The following is a 16,873-nucleotide window of genomic DNA, read 5'->3' on the forward strand; positions in this document are numbered from 1 at the left end:
CGCTACTAAGACATAAACAAAACGAGAGGGGCTGTCTCTCCGAAAATCTTGCTGAGAGATCGTCCCCTTTTTTTGCATCAATATCGAGCATGTTTACTAATATTCAGTAATACGCCAATCGCTAGCAACATTAGCGTTAACGATGAACCGCCGTAGCTTAAAAACGGTAACGTAATCCCGGTTACAGGCATAAGTCCTGTTACAACTCCAATATTAATCATCACTTGAATCGCAATCATCGAAATAATCCCGATCGCTAAAAAACTTCCGTATAAATCAGGGGCACCGAAAGCGATTCGCACCCCTCGCCAAAGAAGCAAACTAAATAATAACAACACGAGCGAACCGCCAATAAATCCTAGTTCCTCAGCTAAAATCGCAAAGATGAAATCCGTCTGCGGCTCAGGCAAATAAAAAAACTTTTGCCTGCTTTGTCCTAACCCTAAACCGAGCAACCCGCCAGGTCCAATCGCATATAATGATTGAATAATTTGAAATCCGCTTCCAAGCGGATCTTCCCATGGGTTTAAAAAAGACGTAATGCGTTTAATTCGATACGGAGCTGATAAAACAAGTGCGGCAAAGCCGGCCAGTCCGAGTATTCCAAGCCCGATAAAATGACTGATGCGGGCACCGGCGACAAAAATCATCGCAATACAAGTACCGACCATGACCGTTCCCGTCCCTAAATCAGGCTGCAACATAATCATGCCGAACGCTGCAAACACAAGCGCTAACAAAGGAAGTAATCCTTGTTTAAACGACGTCATTTTTTTTTGATGTTCCGATAAATACTTCGCCAAAAAAGCGATCATCGCCAGCTTCATAAATTCAGACGGTTGAATCGAGAACGCACCGACGCCAATCCAGCTACGCGAACCGTTGCGAACCATTCCAATCCCCGGAATGAGAACAAGCACAAGGAGCACGAAGCAAATAATGAGCAGCATTTTCGACCAGTCGCGCCATACCCAGTAATCAACATTCATAATAAAAAACATGGCGATGATACCAACACCGGCAAATAATAGCTGTCTTTTCGCAAAGAAAAATGAATCATGAAACTTATACTCCGCCCACACCGCGCTAGCACTATAAACCATGACAAGCCCGATCGCAAGAAGCGAAAACGTAAGAAAAATAAGCAAAAAATCAGGCGCAGACTTTTTTTGCGGCAATGCCCAACACCTCAGCTTTATGAACGGTTTGTCCTTCTTATTTCAGCTTATGCACCGCACTTATAAAAATGTCCCCTCTTTGTTCAAAAGTTTTATATTGATCCCAGCTTGCACAAGCAGGTGACAACAAAATAATATCGCCCGGTTGCGATATTTCATAAGCAACAGGCACCGCTTTTTCCACATTATCGACATGATAAATCGTTTCTATTCCTGCTTCTTTAGCCACTCTCTCTAATTTTGGAGCCGTTTGGCCAAATAAAACGATCGCTTTTACGTGGTGCAAATAAGGGATGAGGTCGTCAAATTCATTGCCTCGGTCAAGTCCGCCTGCCAAAAGAATTACCGGCTGATCGTGAAATGCTGACAGTGCTTTTTGCGTCGCTAGTATATTCGTTGCTTTTGAGTCGTTAAAAAATTTTCTTCCGTTAATCGTGCTTACATATTGAAGGCGATGTTTCACACCTGTAAATGTCGTCAACACACGGACGATTGCCTCATTGTCTACACCTATCAGTTTTGCCACAGAAACAGCAGCTAATATATTTTCAAGATTATGCTTTCCAGGCAGCGCAATCTCGGACACATTGATGATTTTTTCATCGTTCCAATAAAGAAGAGCATCTTTTAAATAAGCACCGCATTCCAACGGTCTCGTTGCAGAAAACCATATTTTCGTAGCGTTAGACAAGTCGGCAATCTTTCTCACCCATTCGTCGTCCGCGTTCACAACCGCATAATCGTTTGCGGTTTGGTTTTTAAACAGGTTCCCTTTCGCTTGTGCGTATGCCTCTTTCGTTCCGTGATAGTCTAAATGGGCATCAAAAATGTTGAGCAGTACAGCAATACGCGGGCGAAATGTCCGAACACCCATCAGTTGAAACGAGGACAGCTCGGTAACAAGCCAATTGTCTTCACGGGCTGTTTTCGCCACCTCGCAGGCAACCGTTCCGATATTTCCAGCGATTAGTGGCTTTTTTTCGCCTTCTTGTAACATCTCATAAATCAAGGTCGTAGTCGTTGTTTTTCCGTTCGAACCGGTAATGCCGATAAACGGTGCTTCACAAATTTCGTAGGCGAGTTCCACCTCGGTCACGACCGGCAAGCCTTTTTCCATCGCTTTTGCAACGATTGGATTGGAGTACGGAATCCCCGGATTTTTCACAAGCAAATCAAATGGTTCATCAAGCAAATCAAGCGGGTGTCGTCCGCAAACAACACGAATTCCAAGCTTCTCCAACTGTTTTGCTTCTTCATTTTCATCAAGCGGCTTTTGATCATTCACCGTCACACTTGCTCCAAGTTCATGAAGCAACATAGCCGCAGCTAATCCACTTTTCGCTAAACCAAGCACTAATACACGTTGATTTTGATATGTTACTTGTTTCAATTTTACATCCACACCTCGATATAGATTCCGAGTATTGCAAATAATAAACCAATCGCCCAAAACGTGACGACAACGCGCCACTCCGACCACCCGATGAGTTCATAGTGGTGATGCAGTGGACTCATGCGAAATACTCGTTTTCCTGTTGTTTTAAATGAAATGACTTGAATCATGACCGATAATGTTTCAATCACAAATACCCCACCGATGATGGCGAGCAATATTTCTAATTTCGTCAAAATCGCCACAGTCGCAATCGCTCCGCCTAACGCCAGCGAACCGGTATCCCCCATAAACACTTTCGCTGGATGGGCATTAAAGACGAGGAAGCCAAGAACCGATCCGACAACGGCTGTGCTAAAAATGGCGACATCATATTGTTGCTGATTCCATGCCAACACAGCATAAGCGCCAAATGCAATAGCCGCTGTTCCGGATAACAGACCGTCAAGGCCGTCGGTTAAATTGACCGCATTCGAACCGCCCACAAGCATAAAAATCATCAATGCGATATATCCCCATCCTAAATCAAACGATAGATTTGTTCCAGGAATATGTAAAACGGTCGAAAAGTCATGTTGGCGATAAACAATATAAAAGATGAGCGCAATGGCTAGTTGCCCGATAAGCTTTTGCTTGCTTGTTAATCCAAGATTCCGTTTCATGACGACTTTAATAAAATCATCGATAAAACCAAGCAGCCCATAGCCAATTGTAACAAATAGAAGCAAATACGTTTCGACCGTGAAATCCGCAAATTTTTTCGTCATTAAAAGAGTTGTGATCACAATCGATAATAAAATCATAATTCCCCCCATCGTTGGGGTGCCCGATTTTTTCTGATGCGACTTCGGACCTTCTTCACGTATGCTTTGCCCAAATTTTAACCTTCGTAAAAACGGAATAAAAATAGGTGACAATAACACCGTAATGAAAAAAGCTGTAACAATTGAAAACATCATGACTTGTTCTACCATGACGGTTCACATCCTTCTTTCTCTTGAACACTGAACCATTTTCGCTCTAGCTGTTGCAGTTCGTTCATTACCGCTATATCATATGAACAATTTTGCGCAATATGATGCAGAACATTTATTTTTAAGTAAAATTTTACCATACCGCAATTCTCCACTCTATTTGTTTGCATATACGTTTGAACAATGGCAGCCAACGCTTTAAACGGCGAAGGACAAAAAAGAATCGGAAACTGATTTGGAAGATAGGGCGGCAACTCTCCTCCTTCTTGCCAGAGAGAAGCAATTTGCCCCGTGTTCAATTGCCGCTTTTAATTCCTCTTTCCCGACGGCTAATGGAACAAACATTCCTTTTTCTGTGAAATAACGGATCCATAAGCGACTATTTTCATGCTTGAGTAGCGGGCAAAACTTGCTCATGGATGTTTACTTGCTGATAAGGGTCAACAAAAACGGAATGAAACAAAATGTGATCATCGGCAATTCCGCATGCAGAAGGGAACAACCGTTTGATGATTCGATATGTTAACATCACGATTTCCGCTCCTTAATCGCTTCGCGGGCAACGATGCGATCGTCAAAGTGCAAAACGCGATCCCCTATCATTTGATACGTTTCATGCCCTTTTCCTGCAATTAAAATGACGTCGCCTTCTCTCGCCTCTTGAACCGCATAACGAATCGCTTCTTTTCGATCAACAATTGAAATATAGTGTTGTCCAGCGACTCCGTCTTCCATATCTTTCAAAATATCTTCCGGACGCTCCGAACGAGGATTATCGGATGTAAAAATCGCCACATCTGCATATCGAACAGCAATTTGCGCCATCAAAGGACGTTTCGTACGATCGCGATCCCCTCCGCAGCCGACAACGACGTAAACGTTTCGTTTGGCAAATTGCCGAATCGTTTTGAGCACGTTTTCCAAACTATCCGGCGTATGGGCATAATCGACGATTACTGTAAAGTCTTGCCCTTCGTCGACCGTTTCAAACCGGCCGGAAACACCAGATATTTCTTCAACCGCCTTTACGATCGTCGAAAGTGCAACACCTGATACGAGGCAAGCTGCGGTTGCCGCTAGTATATTATACACGTTAAACTGGCCGATCAGCTTTGTTTTGACTCGAACGGTTTCAAACGGTGTCACTAAATCAAACACCATTCCACTTGGCGAAATGTCGATTCGCTTTGCCATAATGTCGCTTTCTTGATCAATGCCATATGTAATCACCGTTGCTGCTGTCATTTGTTTATATTGCTCCGATGCTGGATCATCGTTGTTGAGCACCGCAAACTTCGGCCGTTCATGATCGAAACGGTTGCCGAGTTGTGCAAACAGCAGTCCTTTCGCCAAACGATACTCCTCCATCGTCTGATGGTAATCTAAATGATCTTGTGTTAAATTCGTAAATACGGCGACATCGTAGTCGCACCCATGAACGCGCCCCATATGCAACGCATGGGAAGATACTTCCATCACCGCGACGTCGACATGTTCATCCACCATTTGTTTAAATGCTTTTTGCAACACAAGCGATTCAGGAGTCGTATTTTGAACATCGTATGTTTCGTCACCAATTTTGATATGAATCGTTCCGATTAACCCCGTTTTCTTTTTTGCCTTCCGAAAGATGTGATCGATGATATGGGTTGTCGTTGTTTTTCCGTTTGTTCCTGTGACTCCGATTAAATGCAGTTGATGGGTAGGCTGCCCGTAAAACGCATCAGCCAACACCGCCATCGCTCTTTTACTGTCGCGGACGATAATGACTGGAACCGGAACATCCACATTCCGCTCCGCTACAATCGCCACCGCACCATTTTCAACCGCTTGCTTGGCAAAATCATGTCCATCGACAGTAAACCCTTTAATGCAAATAAATAACGCTCCTTTTTTTACTTTCCGCGAATCCATTTCAATGGATGTAATGGCCGGGTTTTCACCGGCATATGTCGTAAAATCATGCAAATAAGAAAGCAATGTTTGTAGCTTCATATGCTCATTCCTCTCATTTAAATTCCCTTGGAAGAGAATGTAGCTTTCTAAAAAACGGAAAAGAAGGGGTTGCAAATATCCCCCTTATCATCACATAAAAGCTCATTTTATTAACGAAGGCTAGATGATGATGCATCCTTTGGCCCCAAGAAAATGCGGATCGTGGCCCCTTGCTTTACTTTAACACCTGCTTTTGGCGCTTGATCAATGACGACTTCGCCTTCTCCACTAACATCTAATTTTAAGTTAAAAAGTTGCTCTTGCAAATCTTTTTTTGTTAAACCTTCTAAATCCGGAACTTCCACCAATTTCGGGTCATTCCATGCGCGTTCTTTTTCAATTTGCCCTTTTCGCGGTTTGATCCCGAGTGTGCGTAAGCTATCTTCCATGATTTTTCCAACTATTGGCGCGGCAACAACTCCGCCGAATTGCACCGTTCCTTTCGGATGATCAACGGCTACATAAACGACCAATTTCGGATCATCTGCCGGCGCAAACCCAATAAACGAAACAATATAATTGTCTTTTAAATAACGTCCCCCTTGGGCTTTTTGCGCTGTTCCCGTTTTTCCGCCGACACGATATTGTTCGACAAAAGCGCCTTTTCCGGTTCCTTGCGCAACGACGCTCTCTAATGCAAAACGGATTTGTTTCGACGTTTCCTCGGAAATAACGCGCCGTTTCACTTTTGGTGTATTGCGACTGATCACTTTTCCTGTTTCAGGATCGATCCATTCTTTAGCGATATACGGTGTATATAGTATCCCTCCATTAATCGCTGCCGCGACTGCGGTCACTTGTTGAATCGGTGTGACGGAAACTCCTTGGCCGAAAGCCGTCGTCGCTTGTTCAACAGGACCGACGCGCTCCATATCAAATAAAATGCCTGTTCCTTCTCCTTGTAGATCGATTCCTGTTTTTTGTCCAAAACCAAACGCTTTAATATAATGAAACAGCTTTTCTTTTCCTAATCTCTCCCCTAATTCGATAAAACCTGGATTACACGAATTTTGCACCACTTCTAAAAACGTTTCGTCCCCGTGTCCACCCTTTTTCCAGCAGCGCAGCGTCGCTCCAGCTACTTTCACATAGCCTGGATCGTAAAAACGATCTTTTAATAAGTTCACTTTTTTTTCTTCTAGCGCAGCCGCTAACGTAATAATTTTAAACGTAGATCCTGGTTCGTACGTGCTCCACACCGGTAAATTGCGATTATAAATTTCAGATGGAACGTTGCGATAATTAGCAGGATCAAACGTCGGACGGCTCGACATCGCCAGCACTTCGCCTGTGTTCGGATCGATCGCAATCGCAATGATTCCATCAGGGTTATATTTGGCTTCCGCAATATCTAATTCGCGCTCGATGATCGTTTGAATGCGTGAATCGATCGTTAATTTTAAATTCAGTCCGTCTGTCGGTGGCGTGTAATGGTCAGCCATGTTCGGCATTCGCTTCCCTTTCGCGTCCGAATAAAACTCGACAGACCCTCGCTGCCCTTTCAGCTCTTTATCGTAATACAACTCTAAACCGGTTAAGCCTTGATTATCAATTCCGGTAAAACCGAGAACATGAGATAAGTAGCTGCCAAATGGGTAGTAGCGCTTCGTATCTTCAGCAATATATACTCCTTTTAAGCCAAGAGCGCGAATTTCTTTCGCCTGATCATTGGAAATTTTCCGTCCTTCTGGAATGCGTTCGATTAGCGTACGTTTTGTGATATGCTTGTACGCTTTCTCAACGGGCATATTTAACACTTTGGCTAGCTTTTCCGCTGTATCGGCTGGGTTTTCGATTTGCCTTGGTATGACATAAACGGTTGGAGCGCTCATATTTGTTGCAAGCGGGATGCCATTGCGGTCTAAAATTTCTCCCCGCTTCGGTTCAAATGGAATATTGCGGCTCCATGAATCTTTCGCTTTTTGTGCGAGCATATCACCAACAATCAATTGCACATACCCTAAACGAATATCGATAATCGCAAAAATAAGCACTCCAATGAGTAACACAACGGCAAGCCGCTTACGAACCGTAACATGTGAAACGCGCATATCGTAGAACCTCCCTTATAATCGGCTCGTTCCACTATATGCTTGTACTCGCTTTTATAGAACATGCCTTGCCATCATGCCGGCAACAGGCTCAATCGACGGGCGCTTTTTCTTCTTGGTCCGCTTGCGGCGTTTTGCTTTCGTTTATCTGCTCTTCCCACTTGTCCGGCTCAGTCAATTCCAAAATTAAATAATCTCCTTTTTTCACTCCGCTTCCCGGACGAATGCTTTGCGTCACCACATATCCGCTTCCTTTGATACTCGGCTCAAGATTTAGCAATTCAGCAGCTTTCATCGCATCGCGCAGAGACCATCCACGAAGATCTGGCATCATCGCTGTCCCGTTCGTTTTTAAAATGATGCGTTCACGCACAATCACCTCATCGCCCGCTAAAGGCAGCTGTGCTTCTACTTGCTTTCCGCTTCCGACGACCACCGGCTGCAATCCTTTTTCTTTTAAGTCTTGCACAGCACTATCCACCGATTGTCCAGCGTATGATGGCAGTTTAATTCCTTTTTTATTAGCGGTTTTCTCCATTTTTTCGAAAGAAGGGCGGATATTCAAATATTGCAAACTGTTCTTCATCACGCTCTTAAAAATCATCGAAACCGGTGCAGAGCCTGTTTCCGTAACAGAAAGTTTCGGCTGCTGGACAGCTACGTACATTAACAGCTGCGGATTTTCTTTTGGCGCCATTCCTAAAAAGGAAAAAATATAGTTTTCATAGCCCGTCAAATATCCTCCTTTTGGAGAAGGAATTTGTGCCGTTCCTGTTTTCCCCGCCACTCGATATCCTTCGATTTGATAAGGGCGGCCTGTTCCTTTTTCAGATGTCACGACCGTTTCCAATATATCCAATACTTTTTGTGCTGTTTCTTTTGTGATCGGTTCCCCGACGACTTCTGGTTTATGTTGAACGATTACTTTTTTTGTGTCCGGGTCGACGATGCGGTCGACAACGTACGGTTTCATCATGTTCCCACCGTTTGCAATCGCCGTCGCCGCCTGAATTTGCTGAATCGGTGTGATCGATGTCCCTTGTCCAAACGCCGTCGTTAGTTTTTCGATCGGATATCGATACACAATATTCCCGACCGTTTCCCCTGGAAGGTCAATTCCTGTTTTCTCATTAAAACGGAAACGATATAAATATTGTAAAAAGCGATCTTCTCCTAATTTTTCTTTCACTAGTTTGGCAAATGCAACGTTCGACGAACGCTGCACACCTTCGTTAAACGTAATCGTTCCCCATCCGACTTTGTTATGATCGCGAATTTCGTTTGGTCCTACCCGATACGCTCCGGAACGATATAGTTCGTTCCCGTTGTATACTCCTTCATTAATAGCGGCGGCCAACGTAAACATTTTCATCGTGGAACCCGGTTCATACGGATAAGAAATCGCATCGTTTAAATAGTTGGTAATGTTGCGTTTGTTCGGGTCAAAACTCGGCCGCGTTCCCATCGCCAAAATTTCTCCTGTTTTCGGGTTAGCAACAATAGCGATAATTTTTTTCGGTTTATATTGTTTTTCCACTTGGTTCATGGCATCTTCTAAAAACGTTTGAATTTTTTGGTCGATGGTTAAATACACTTCATCGCCGTTATCTGGCGGTACGACCGTTTCCTTCGTATCAGGCAAACGAAAGCCGTCTTTATCCCGCTGAAAGACAACGTACCCATCTTTTTCTTGCAAATAGCGATTTAAACTTTTTTCAATCCCCATCATTCCAATTGTTTCGTTTCCGTTTTCTTCGTTTTTTTGCGCATAACCGATCACGTAGGAAGCGAATGTTCCGTTCGGATAAAATCGTTTCGCATCGCGAATAAAACCGATGCCTGGCAGTTTCAGCGCTTCGATTTTTTTCTTCAATTCATAGCTAATATTCCGTCCGTATGCGCCAAACTCCACCTGCTTCGCCTTTTTTGTTAATATGCGCTCTGCTTCGCTCACATCCATACGTAAAAGTGGGGCTAATTTTCGCGCCGTCATTTCCGGGTCCACCACATGCTTCGGATCGTTCGGATCGGTCGTCATTTTTGGATCAAGCACCGCCATAAGCGTATACGACGGCGTATCTTCCGCAAGCACTTCGCCGTTCCGATCCAAAATCGCTCCACGTTTTGCTTCGATCGTTCGTTTTTGTTTATACTGTTCTTCTGCCCTTACCGCCAACACTTGTCCATCCGCTACACCGGTTGCTTGCAGTTGAACAAACCGAAAAATTAACACAAAAAAGAGCAGGCTAAATAAACAAAACAACAATGCTGCTCCTTTATGCGTATTCTTATGTTTTTTATTCGCCATCGTTCATCATTCCTGTACGACTTTCACGTTATTTTCGTTGAGCGAAAGACCTAATTCCTTCGCCTTTTCTAAAATTCGTTCATATGTGCTTAGCTGCTGTACCTCGACATATAAGTCGTTGTTATATTTCCTTTGCTCATCGATCGCCCCTTCTAGCTGCTGAATGTTTTTATTGACATGATAAATCATCACTTGGTTTGAAACGATTTTAACGGATGCATAAATAGCAAATAAAAGAAATGAGAACAAAACGAATTTTTCTCTAAACGTCAGGCGCAGTTTGATTTTTCGTTTTATTTTCGGACGGACGGACGCATGTTGTCGCTGCTTCTCTTGGATTTTGACAGCTGTATTATTCACGATTTCCCCTCCTTCAATTTTATCGTTTTTCAGCGATGCGTAGCTTCGCAGAGCGAGCGCGGTTATTTGCGGCAATTTCCTTTTCTGAAGGAACGATCGGTTTTTTAGTAATAAGCTTTAACTTTGGGCAGTACTCTTGAGGAATCATCGGCAACCCAGGCGGGAGTTTCGGTCCTTCGCTCGCCTCTTTAAACGCCATCTTGCAAATGCGGTCCTCAAGGGAGTGAAATGTAATGACGCTAATTCTTCCGCCTGGCTTCAATAGATCGATCGCTTGAGCAATTGCCTCTTTGAACGCTTGTAACTCATCGTTAACGGCAATGCGAATCGCTTGAAAAATCCGCTTTGCCGGATGCCCTCCGCTTCTTCGTGCCGGGGCAGGAATCGCTTCTTTAATCAACTCCACTAATTCTCCCGTCGTTTCAATCGGTTTTTGCTTTCGAGCAGCTTCAATTTTTCTCGCTACTTGTTTCGAAAACTTTTCTTCTCCATAGTGAAAAAAAATATGTACAAGCTGTTCATATGGCCAAGTATTGACAATATCGTATGCTGTTAGCGGCGCATCACGATTCATTCTCATATCAAGCGGCGCATCGTGATGGTAGCTAAACCCTCGTTCAGGCATATCTAATTGCGGCGAAGATACTCCTAAATCAAACAAAATTCCATCGACTTCGCAAACACCGTATTCAGCTAGTTTCACAGCTAAAAAGCGAAAATTGCTTTTAATAAACGTCACTTGATTTCTATATTGTGACAATTTTTCTTTTGCGTGTTCAATCGCAACATCATCTTGATCAAACGCAAATAATCTCCCTTGTTCCGACAGCTGTGAGAGCAAATATTCGCTATGCCCTCCACCGCCGAGTGTACAGTCAACGTAGATGCCATTCGGCTTTATTTGCAATCCATCGACTGTTTCCCTCAATAAGACTGTTGTATGCTGAAACACAGTCTCACCACCTTTTTTCATGATGTATGATCCTTGTCAGTTAGCTGTTTATTTATTATACAACAAAATTAAACAAATTTTTAGGTGCTTTCTGTAAAAAATCATCTTATTCTGTTTTATTTTGTCGTTTTTCGTCTCATCATTCCATCCGCCAAAGCGAACATTTATTTTACTTTTATTTCCATAAATATATTCTCTCTGTACTATTCTTGTTCACAAAAAAAAATCCTGTATGAAACAGGATTTTTCGTTCGACGTTTTCTGTTATATATATACAATTTTATGCAAACCATTCCATTTATATTCAAGCCCCATCAGACGTTCCACAAAATCAAATCCGTATTTGTTTATGTAATAAAAAATGTTCCAAATTCGCTCCTGTGGCGCTTGGTTCGGCCATAAAGACATTTCGATGCGAGCGAATTTTTTCCATTCCACCTCATATTTTTTCTCAATGGAGCGATGCAACGTTTGATGAAGAAAATCGATTTGTGATTGAAGAAAAGTCGCATTTTTCGTCAATACATTGGCTAAACCGCGATCAATTTCCATGCCAATTTCTCGTAACGGGCGATGAATCTCTTCAATTCTCTCCTTTGCATGCGCAATCATCTCATCAAGCGGATATTGAATTTGCCGCCTTCTCCACTCCGCTTTCGCTTCATTGATGCGCCCTTGCAACACTTCTTCGACCGTCAATCCTACTTCTTGTAAATCCGTCTGAATCGATCGCTCGACAAGCGTCATATTCAGCCTTGGAACGACAGGCGGCATCGCATAGCCAAGCAGTGAAAACGCTTCCTGCAGTTCCGCCCAATACGCGATTTCGCCAGGGCCGGCAATAAAGGCTAACGTTGGGAATAAAAATTCTTGCATCAATGGCCGCGTCACGACATTGTTGCTTAATTTATACGGAGACGTTTTCGCCAGCGATAATAATTCTTCTTTCGAAAATACCACTCCACCTTTTTTGTTGTAAAAAAGTTTATCCTCTCCGTTGCACTCTAGCAACCACCGCTCACATCCATCATAATAAAAGAGATTGGCTGACTGTGGCTGCACATCGAGCGTTTTGCGATACCCGAGTTGTGCTAAACGTTTTTGTTGTCTGAGCACTGCATTTGCGATTTCATCGTGTCGTTCAATGAACGTGGCGAAAAACTCGCTTTCAATCGCCCGCAACGATTCATCTGCGGCATTGACGACCACCAATCCGTCTGAAGCAAACAGCTGCAACACGATGCGCGCAAAAAAATCAACAAACGTATGCGCTTGTTCAACACATCTCTCTAAAAAATGGAGCAATTCGTTTGTTGTTTCTGTTTCGCCGTATGTTTCCACTACATCTTTAATCCATTGAAAACAAATTTGTTTATCAATAGGTAACTGAGCGACCATTCGCTTTTCTTGAACGGAATGCGGGTATGTTCGTTTTTTGATCTTTCCTTTCTCGGCGACATACACATGATCAACTTCTGCGATATCATGATCCTCTCCGGCAATCCAAAAGACCGGCACGACCGGAACCGCTAATTTTTGTTCTTGTTCTTTCGCAAGACGGATGATCGACATAATTTTATAAATCGTATAAAGCGGTCCTGTAAGCAATCCTGCTTGCTGTCCTCCGATCACAACAACGCTCGACCGATCTGATAGCTTTTTAATATTTTCAAATGTTTGCGGACTTGCTTGAAGCTTTTGATGATACAAAAGCAAATGTTCCACGAGTTGTTGCCGTGGATAAATTCGTTCGTTGAGATCGTTTAGACGCCGCTGAAACGCATCTCTTTCGCTAATGTCATATACGAATCCTTTTTCGATCGGAAATGCCCCGATGATGTAATCCGTTGCTAACGGAGTCGTTGCCCGTAAAGAGATTTCACATATCTCCATGCTAAAAAACTTCCTTTCTCGCTCTTTATTTTCTTTCATGAGTATACCATCCTTTTTAAAAAATGAAAAAACATGCGCTCGCAGCGAATTTACATATTGCTAGATACTCTTATGAAGATGCCATAACCAAGCAAGCCGAAATAAAGAAAGAAAAACAAAAGAAAGCTAAACCGCCAAAAAAGACGAAAAACGATCGCAATATGTAAATCACCTTTTTTCCGCCAATATCCGATTGCAAACAAAATATTTATTATCAATAACAAAATGATGATCTCCCATAAATACGATTTCCCCCAAATCGCGACGATGAGAAAATGAACAGCGCTCATAAAAAACAACGTGGAAATGTTGATGGCGATATAAAATGATTTTTTTTTCTTATTCGTCAGTTTCCTAGCTAAAACATAAACAACGAAAAATGCAAGCAGCGGCATCGTGACAAAAGCCGCTGTTACATGAGCGATAATATTACTCATTCCAATCCCTTCCTTCCATCCCTTTCACCGCATGAAATAAAAACTGGCAAAGCGGAGTTGGAATATTCCGTTCGTTCCCTTTTTCCATCACATATCCTAAAATCGCTTCAATTTCTGTCTTTCGCCCTTGTTCGAGATCAGATAGCATTGAAGAGCGATTGTTCGCCGTTTTTTCACATATGCGCACAATATGTTCCCACGCTTCTTCTCCGTTAGATAGCGCTAACGCTGCACAAACCTCAGTAAATAACAATCTCATCATCTCTTTATATTCATGAACGTTCAACAATTCCCCATTTCGAACGCGCAAAACGGCCGTGAGCGGATTGACCAGCGCATTGACGACTAATTTTTTTGTCAGCATTCCGTACCAATCTTCTTCGTAGCCGATCGGAAAATCGGGAATAGAAGCATTTAGCAGTCGCTTCAATCGTCCGAACTGTCCTTGAAATAAAGAGAGCGTTATTTTTCCGATTCCTGTATGCTCAACCGTTCGATCATCCCGTTTCAACGCCCCGTGTTCAACGACTCCTATTACGACATTTCGTTGCTTCAGCTGAGACAATAAACGAATATGGCCCATTCCGTTTTGTAAAAAGATAAGCGTCGCTGTTTCTGACCATTCATTCCATTGTTCGATCACATGGGCGAGATCATATTGTTTGACAGTAATAAATAAAAGATCCGCTTCTACCCTTTCCCAGCCAAATGGTATGGCACGAACCGGAATGTTTTGTTCGTTGCCGTGCTTTATTAACCGCAGTTTTTGCCTGTTTAAAAGATCCGCTTGTTCCTGGCGACGCGTATAGATCGTTACATCATATTGTTCATGCAAATAAGAAGCGACTAATAGCCCTATCGCCCCTCCTCCGATCACTCCTACTTTCATTCCCACTTTTCCTCACTTTCTGTCAAAACAGCTCTTAGGCCTATTTTATCAAATTCTCAATGCATACGTTAACAGAAAAAAGCTGATCGAAAATGACCAGCTTGTAATATTACTTTTCAATTTTTTCGAAGTTTCCGTTTCGTTCCATTTGCAATTTTACTTTTTTTGCTTGTTCCTCTTCTTCCAAGACAACCATTTTGCGCGCTCTTTCCATAATACCGATGAGCGTTTGATAATCTTCTTGCACCGCTTTTAGCTCTTTTTGTAGCTGTTCTTTTTCCATTTGCAGTTTTGTGATCATTTGTTGCAACTGCTCCATATCTCGTTTTAACGCGCGATTTTCATCTACAACGTGCTGATATTGAGAAGAAGACTGCTGATGCGATTGCAAGAAGGCAATAATATCTTGCCATGTTAACTTTGCTGTTTTTTCTTCCGGCATACTTTCTTCTTTTTGCTCTAATTGTTCCCATTCTTTTTTCTTTTCTTTCCGTTGCTTTTTCGCTAGTTCAATCGCCTCTTTATATTGTTTTCTTACATATGAATTCCAGCGAAATCCGCAAGCGGCAGCAGTACGTGATAAACGCCTGCCTACTTCCTCAAACGCTTGAAGCTGTGTTCCGCCTTCACGAATATAACGCAACACCACTTCGGCCAACAATAAATCTTCATCTTGCGTCCATGCATCTTGGCGTACACTTGTCATCTTTCCTTCCCCCTAGTCGCTTTTTTCACTATATGTATGCGGCTAGTAGAAAAGATAGAAGATGGAAAGTTACGATCGGTTTAAAAAAGTTCGCACGGCTTCCTCATGCTCTTCCGATTCCCAAAGCACCGCACATTGCTCAATTTCCGCAAAAAATTTTGCTCGAAATTCATCTGTCTTCCATTTTTTTACCGCTATTTGTTTATATGCACGCAAGACAGGGACCGATTGTGACAAATACGGAGAAAGCAACTTTCGGCACTGTTCTTTGATCGTTTCTCCAGATAGTAGCTTATGAACCCAACCATACTCGTACATTTTTTCGATAGGAACACGTTCTGCTCTTAATAAAAGATCGAGCGCATTAGCATACGGGATTTTCTCAAATAACATCGTCGCTCCGCCCCATCCAGTCGTAATCCCTAACGTTCCTTGGATAAACCCTGCTTTAACACCTTTTTTGGCATAGCGAAAATCACAGGCAGTCGCTAATTCGCACCCTCCGCCAACTGCCGTTCCATTTAGCAATGCGACTGTCGGCTTCGAAAGCGTTAACAAAGAATATAAAATCGAACCCATTTTTGCCAGCATGTGATACGCTTCTTCTTTCGCATGCAAATGGTGAAATTCACTTAAGTCGCCGCCTGAGCAAAACGCTTGATCGCCCGCTCCTGTAATGACAAGTACCTTCACTTTATCATTTTCTTCGACAAGCCGAATCGTTTCTTGCAAAGCATCCATCACTTCATAATTGATCGCATTTCGTTTTTCTTGTCGATTAATCGTAAACCAAACAATGCCATCATAATCTCGCTCTAATAAAACCGCACTCATTTTCTCTCCTCCTCGTAATAATAGGTTGGCCGTTTTTGTTCATTTTCCTTCTCTTCCAACAAAAAAAACGAGCATAAGGATGATCTCCTTACGCTCGTTTTTCATCATTATTTGTTGACAACTTCTTTTCCTTTGTAAGTTCCGCAAGATTTGCAGACATGATGTGCTAATTTCATTTCACCGCAATTTGGGCATTCAACCATGCCAGGAACTTGCAATTTGAAATGTGTGCGACGCATTCTTTTTTTTGTTTTCGATGTTCTTCTAAAAGGTACAGCCATTCTTTCCACCTCCTTAATAGGATTTAGAAATTATGATGAAGGCCGGATCATGCCGGTTCTTCGCTTACTCTTCTTTCTTATCAAAAAATTTCGCTAAGCCAGCTAGGCGAGGGTCGATTTTGTTTTTTGCTTGTTCTTCAGTAATGACTTCCCATCCTACTCCTGATTGCGGCGCACCGCCTTGTACATTGTCCCCTTCTGCAAACACTTGCAAAGGAATCTCAAGAAGAACGAGTTCTTTCACAATCGGCAGTAAATCGATCGAGTCTCCTTGAACAAGATGCGTATCCTCATCCGGATTGACATCATAATCGTTCAAAAAAAACGTTTCCGTCGTCTGAATCGTAAACGGATAAGAAACATCGACTAACGTACGGGAACAAGGCAGCACCATCGTTCCTTCAATTGTTAAATGAAACGTAAATTTCGTCGCGCCAATATCCGCCCTTCCTTCAACATGAACAGGCGAAATGTCGCGAATCAACTTGTCAATTTGTTTTAAATCGGAAACATCGACCGTTTCATCAATCACAAGCCCTTTCGTTTGCAATTGATGAAGTTGGTGAACAGACCACTTCATAAA

Annotated in this window: 17 protein-coding genes; all 17 read right to left on the reverse strand. The window is 42.7% G+C overall.

All coding sequences use genetic code 11. The features are described 5' to 3' along the window. Window positions 1-77: 77 nt before the first annotated feature. A complete protein-coding gene (gene spoVE / locus HNQ34_RS04205; protein ID WP_183251875.1) occupies window positions 78-1,178 on the reverse strand; it encodes a stage V sporulation protein E in 1,101 nt (366 codons plus the stop codon). A gap of 37 nt (window positions 1,179-1,215) precedes the next feature. Then, complete coding sequence (murD, locus tag HNQ34_RS04210) at window positions 1,216-2,568, reverse strand: UDP-N-acetylmuramoyl-L-alanine--D-glutamate ligase (RefSeq protein WP_183251877.1); 1,353 nt, start codon at window positions 2,566-2,568, stop codon at window positions 1,216-1,218. Between the two features lie 2 nt (window positions 2,569-2,570). After that, window positions 2,571-3,545 (reverse strand): phospho-N-acetylmuramoyl-pentapeptide-transferase, encoded by a 975-nt coding sequence (mraY, locus tag HNQ34_RS04215; protein WP_183251879.1) that lies wholly within the window; start codon window positions 3,543-3,545, stop codon window positions 2,571-2,573. Continuing rightward, a complete protein-coding gene (locus HNQ34_RS17420) occupies window positions 3,539-3,685 on the reverse strand; it encodes a hypothetical protein (RefSeq protein ID WP_246363782.1) in 147 nt (48 codons plus the stop codon). The genes mraY and HNQ34_RS17420 overlap by 7 nt, the downstream gene beginning before the upstream one ends. A 245-nt stretch (window positions 3,686-3,930) precedes the next feature. Beyond that, window positions 3,931-4,077, reverse strand: coding sequence for a hypothetical protein (locus HNQ34_RS17425; protein WP_246363784.1), 147 nt, complete (start codon window positions 4,075-4,077; stop codon window positions 3,931-3,933). Next, window positions 4,074-5,540 (reverse strand): UDP-N-acetylmuramoyl-L-alanyl-D-glutamate--2,6-diaminopimelate ligase, encoded by a 1,467-nt coding sequence (locus HNQ34_RS04225; protein WP_183251881.1) that lies wholly within the window; start codon window positions 5,538-5,540, stop codon window positions 4,074-4,076. The genes HNQ34_RS17425 and HNQ34_RS04225 overlap by 4 nt, the downstream gene beginning before the upstream one ends. Before the next feature lie 110 nt (window positions 5,541-5,650). Then, a complete protein-coding gene (locus HNQ34_RS04230; RefSeq protein ID WP_183251883.1) occupies window positions 5,651-7,591 on the reverse strand; it encodes a stage V sporulation protein D in 1,941 nt (646 codons plus the stop codon). Window positions 7,592-7,682: 91 nt separating this feature from the next. Beyond that, window positions 7,683-9,899 carry a penicillin-binding protein gene (locus tag HNQ34_RS04235; RefSeq protein ID WP_183251885.1) on the reverse strand — a complete coding sequence of 739 codons (2,217 nt, stop codon included), beginning with the start codon at window positions 9,897-9,899 and terminating at the stop codon, window positions 7,683-7,685. 6 nt (window positions 9,900-9,905) lie between these two features. Next, window positions 9,906-10,259: a cell division protein FtsL gene (ftsL, locus tag HNQ34_RS04240; protein ID WP_183251887.1), complete on the reverse strand. Its 354-nt coding sequence runs from the start codon at window positions 10,257-10,259 to the stop codon at window positions 9,906-9,908. 19 nt (window positions 10,260-10,278) lie between these two features. Further along, a complete protein-coding gene (gene rsmH, locus HNQ34_RS04245) occupies window positions 10,279-11,211 on the reverse strand; it encodes a 16S rRNA (cytosine(1402)-N(4))-methyltransferase RsmH (protein WP_183251889.1) in 933 nt (310 codons plus the stop codon). 264 nt (window positions 11,212-11,475) lie between these two features. Then, window positions 11,476-13,104 carry a bacillithiol biosynthesis cysteine-adding enzyme BshC gene (gene bshC / locus HNQ34_RS04250; protein ID WP_183252222.1) on the reverse strand — a complete coding sequence of 543 codons (1,629 nt, stop codon included), beginning with the start codon at window positions 13,102-13,104 and terminating at the stop codon, window positions 11,476-11,478. A gap of 89 nt (window positions 13,105-13,193) precedes the next feature. Beyond that, a complete protein-coding gene (locus HNQ34_RS04255) occupies window positions 13,194-13,580 on the reverse strand; it encodes a DUF3397 domain-containing protein (RefSeq protein WP_183251891.1) in 387 nt (128 codons plus the stop codon). After that, window positions 13,573-14,469, reverse strand: coding sequence for a 2-dehydropantoate 2-reductase (locus HNQ34_RS04260; RefSeq protein WP_183251893.1), 897 nt, complete (start codon window positions 14,467-14,469; stop codon window positions 13,573-13,575). The genes HNQ34_RS04255 and HNQ34_RS04260 overlap by 8 nt, the downstream gene beginning before the upstream one ends. A gap of 109 nt (window positions 14,470-14,578) precedes the next feature. Next, window positions 14,579-15,175, reverse strand: a complete 597-nt coding sequence (locus HNQ34_RS04265; RefSeq protein ID WP_183251896.1) for an RsfA family transcriptional regulator — start codon at window positions 15,173-15,175, stop codon at window positions 14,579-14,581. A gap of 69 nt (window positions 15,176-15,244) precedes the next feature. Further along, window positions 15,245-16,009, reverse strand: a complete 765-nt coding sequence (locus HNQ34_RS04270; RefSeq protein ID WP_183251898.1) for an enoyl-CoA hydratase/isomerase family protein — start codon at window positions 16,007-16,009, stop codon at window positions 15,245-15,247. Between the two features lie 107 nt (window positions 16,010-16,116). After that, window positions 16,117-16,290, reverse strand: coding sequence for a 50S ribosomal protein L32 (gene rpmF / locus HNQ34_RS04275; protein WP_183251900.1), 174 nt, complete (start codon window positions 16,288-16,290; stop codon window positions 16,117-16,119). 64 nt (window positions 16,291-16,354) lie between these two features. Next, the gene (locus tag HNQ34_RS04280; RefSeq protein ID WP_183251902.1) at window positions 16,355-16,870 is read right to left on the reverse strand and encodes a YceD family protein; all 516 of its coding nucleotides are present in this window, start codon (window positions 16,868-16,870) and stop codon (window positions 16,355-16,357) included. Window positions 16,871-16,873: the final 3 nt, after the last annotated feature.

It is taken from the genome of Anoxybacteroides tepidamans (assembly GCF_014201465.1).
Lineage (GTDB): Bacteria > Bacillota > Bacilli > Bacillales > Anoxybacillaceae > Anoxybacteroides > Anoxybacteroides tepidamans.

What these genes read in the sequence shown, in the direction of transcription:
- mraY (WP_183251879.1), bottom strand. Translation starts at nt 3,545, where the DNA reads ATGGTAGAACAAGTCATGATGTTTTCAATTGTTACAGCTTTTTTCATT.
- HNQ34_RS17420 (WP_246363782.1), bottom strand. Translation starts at nt 3,685, where the DNA reads ATGGTAAAATTTTACTTAAAAATAAATGTTCTGCATCATATTGCGCAA.
- HNQ34_RS04225 (WP_183251881.1), bottom strand. Translation starts at nt 5,540, where the DNA reads ATGAAGCTACAAACATTGCTTTCTTATTTGCATGATTTTACGACATAT.
- HNQ34_RS04230 (WP_183251883.1), bottom strand. Translation starts at nt 7,591, where the DNA reads ATGCGCGTTTCACATGTTACGGTTCGTAAGCGGCTTGCCGTTGTGTTA.
- HNQ34_RS04235 (WP_183251885.1), bottom strand. Translation starts at nt 9,899, where the DNA reads ATGGCGAATAAAAAACATAAGAATACGCATAAAGGAGCAGCATTGTTG.
- bshC (WP_183252222.1), bottom strand. Translation starts at nt 13,104, where the DNA reads ATGGAGATATGTGAAATCTCTTTACGGGCAACGACTCCGTTAGCAACG.
- HNQ34_RS04255 (WP_183251891.1), bottom strand. Translation starts at nt 13,580, where the DNA reads ATGAGTAATATTATCGCTCATGTAACAGCGGCTTTTGTCACGATGCCG.
- HNQ34_RS04260 (WP_183251893.1), bottom strand. Translation starts at nt 14,469, where the DNA reads ATGAAAGTAGGAGTGATCGGAGGAGGGGCGATAGGGCTATTAGTCGCT.
- HNQ34_RS04265 (WP_183251896.1), bottom strand. Translation starts at nt 15,175, where the DNA reads ATGACAAGTGTACGCCAAGATGCATGGACGCAAGATGAAGATTTATTG.
- HNQ34_RS04270 (WP_183251898.1), bottom strand. Translation starts at nt 16,009, where the DNA reads ATGAGTGCGGTTTTATTAGAGCGAGATTATGATGGCATTGTTTGGTTT.
- rpmF (WP_183251900.1), bottom strand. Translation starts at nt 16,290, where the DNA reads ATGGCTGTACCTTTTAGAAGAACATCGAAAACAAAAAAAAGAATGCGT.
- HNQ34_RS04280 (WP_183251902.1), bottom strand. Translation starts at nt 16,870, where the DNA reads ATGAAGTGGTCTGTTCACCAACTTCATCAATTGCAAACGAAAGGGCTT.